The sequence below is a fragment of the Gammaproteobacteria bacterium genome (assembly GCA_003696665.1).
Lineage (GTDB): Bacteria > Pseudomonadota > Gammaproteobacteria > Enterobacterales.
The window spans coordinates 1-3,003 of the sequence record RFGJ01000294.1; the positions used below are offsets into that span (position 1 = coordinate 1).

Genomic DNA, 3,003 nt, shown 5'->3' on the forward strand with positions numbered 1-3,003 from the left:
ATCCAAATGTTCATGGCCGGTAAAGCCACGGGTGGTGGTGCCACGGTTATCCACTGCATGGTATTGCTCAACCGTGCTCGCCGCATTGAGCAGCCCACCTGAGCTGGTCAAATCGCCTTTTAACGGCTGCCCAAATGCATCAAACGCGTGCCATTCAATTTCTTTACCATCGGCGTCGGTCACCGCAAAGGTCGAACCCAGCCGGTCTTTGTGCAAGAAACCTATCTTGAAACTTGGCAAGCCATCGCCCACACGGGTCTCGGTCAACACCGCCACATCGCCAAGGTAAGCCTTTTGTTCGACGCGTGTCGGTTGGCCCATGGCCTCGATGGTGATGTGTTCAAAAATTTTACCCACATACAAGGTGGTCACGGTTTGACCACCGCCGGTTTTCACCTGCCGGTAACGCACAGTGTCCGGGTCATAGTCAAAGTCCAACGTCAGGGCGCTTTTGATGATGCGCTCTGGCTTATTAAACACGTTGTATTCTACCCGGCGTCCATCTCCCTGGGTTTGGTTGCCGTTGGCATCATATGCAAAATGCACCCAACTGCCATCAAGCTTTTGCACCGAGGTGACTTGGTTGGGCCCTGCGCCATTTTCACCGTAGCGGTATAGGCCAGCGTAATCAGATTTCTGCACAATGTTGCCCACCGCGTCATATCGGTAGGTTTTGGCCGGAATCAATGGATTGCTGTAATTGGTCGCAATGAGTCTGTGCAATCGGTCGTAGGTGAGTGTCTCTGTCACCTGGCCGCCAATGCCAACCCCAAAGCGTTTATGTCGCTCGGTCAGGTTGCCGTAAGCATCGTACCGATAGGTCATTTGCGTACGCTCTCCATACGCACTGCCTGAGCGGTCTTTCGCCCAGAGTGTCGTTTGGTACATCTGCCATGTCTCACTGTGCCGGATGATTGACTGACGCGTTTGGCCATCAGCAAAGAGCATCTCGGTCAATGCCCCAGACGCATCCATATCGGCCGCTTCGTGGTAGATGTAGCCGGTTTTTGGATTCACCAGGCGCCACGCATAACCAATGCGGTCATACTCAGTCGCCACAACCAGCCCATTGGGATAACGTATTGCTTTGGGACGGCCATAGTGCTCGTCGTAGGCTGTTTCAACGCTGAATGTTTGTTCACCAATATGTGTGACCGTGAGCACCGGACGCTGATACGTGTCATAAGTGTATCGACGGACAAAATCACCCCGTTGGCTTTGCGTTAATGTGTAGGTGTGAGGACTTGACGGGTTATTGTCATACGCCCATGTCGCATCAAGCGTGCCATTGATTTGCCGGGCAATGACGCGATCTAATAGGTCGTAGCTTAGGGTGATGGTGTCACCATTGGCATCGGTCTGCGCGATTAAACGTCCCAAGGCGTCATAGACAAAGCTTTTCTTGCCCTGATTGGGGTCGTCCACCCATAACTTCCGATTTAAGGCATCATACTTTGCTTTGATGACCGCACCTGCGACATCCGCCACCCAAATGGGGTTGCCGCCGCTGTCATAGGCATAGCGTGTCACGCCACCTTCGGCATCCACGGTTTCCACCAGCCGCTTTTGACTGTCATAGGTGCGCCGCATGCTGCGTTCGCCATTGACCAATATCTGTGTGGTCAAGCCGTCATAGGTATATTCACTGACCAGCTGCTGCCCATCGGTTTGATCCACCACTCGGCGCAGTGGGCGGCCCAATGGGTCATAGCCATGGTAATGCGTGCCATATTGAGCAACCTCACCGAGCAAATGCGGCTCGTAGCTGTCAAGCACTCGACCAAGGTGGTCAAAAGTGGTTTTTTGGGTGACGGCGATTGAGGGAATCGAATCCCCAGCAAACAGCTCTTGGCGCGTCTCAATAAGACGCGCTTTTGCGTCGTAGTAGCGCCACTGCGTTGGCGCCCCCGCCTGTTGGGTTGTGATGTAATACACCGCATTGGTAGGACATTGGCCACCTTGTGCACACCAACGGACAGCGGTTTTGGCAGGCGGCAGTCCAGGTGCGTGCTGTCCGATAACCTGTCCAAAACTATCCAGCGTTTGGCTGGTGACCAATCCGTTGACATCAATGCTTGTGACCAGTTTGCCAAAGCGTGCGTCGTAGACCATTCGGCTGGTCGCACCAAGCGCATCTGTTTGGCTGCTCACAAAACCGTTGACATCATATGTGCGCTTGGTGGTACGGCGAATCCCGTCGGCCACGCTGGTGGTTTGCACCAAGAGTCCCCGCGCATCGTAAGTCATTTCATTGGTGAGCTTCCCAATGATGCGGCCATCTGCTTCTTGACCATAGGCAACGACCGTTTTCGGTTTGCGCTGCACCGCATCCCAGCTTGTGTATTCCACCACCTGGCTACGGGTGCTGTCTAATGCCGCCGCAGCCGCTGTTGCCAGTGGCCGCTCTGTGACCGCATAGCGCTTCACCACGTTGCGCAATGGTTTGGCTAACCACCAATCTTCCAAGTCGCACGCATACTCGTTGGTTTTCTCAACGATGCGTTTGCCAGCGGCCTCGAACAAGGTTTCCCGCTCATGCGTCACATTGCCACACTCGGCATCAAAGCCAATGATTTCAGTCAGGGAATGCACATACGTCGCTCTGTCAGAGAGCGTGCGTTGCCATGACTCGGACCGCGCGAGCGACACGGCATACCGCTTTTGCGTCCCATCCATTCCGCGCAGCACAATGGGTGTTCGATAGCTGTTGCGGGTTTCAGAAATAGGCACGGCATCCGCCATGTCTGATGCCAAGTAAGTCTTGCTGTCAATGACTTGGCCAGATAATGGGAATTCTTGATGGAACTTCGTCTCTGTCACCAACCCCGTATCAAACGACTGGGTTATCAAGGTTTCAAAGCCTTGGAAGCCCCGGAGCTCAGGATGGTAAATGCCGTTTTTATAGCGGTACGCTGTGACGTTGAACCCCTCAGCACACAAGGCGCCATACGCTGGCCATTCGGCACAGTCTGGATTCATGCGCCCCGCATGACGTTCAGCAAA

At 54.1% G+C, this 3,003-nt stretch carries 1 protein-coding gene; it reads right to left on the reverse strand.

The window, feature by feature from the left end:
- On the reverse strand, positions 1-2,979 hold a 2,979-nt coding region (locus tag D6694_07995; GenBank protein RMH42389.1), incomplete at its 3' end, for a hypothetical protein.
- Positions 2,980-3,003: the final 24 nt, after the last annotated feature.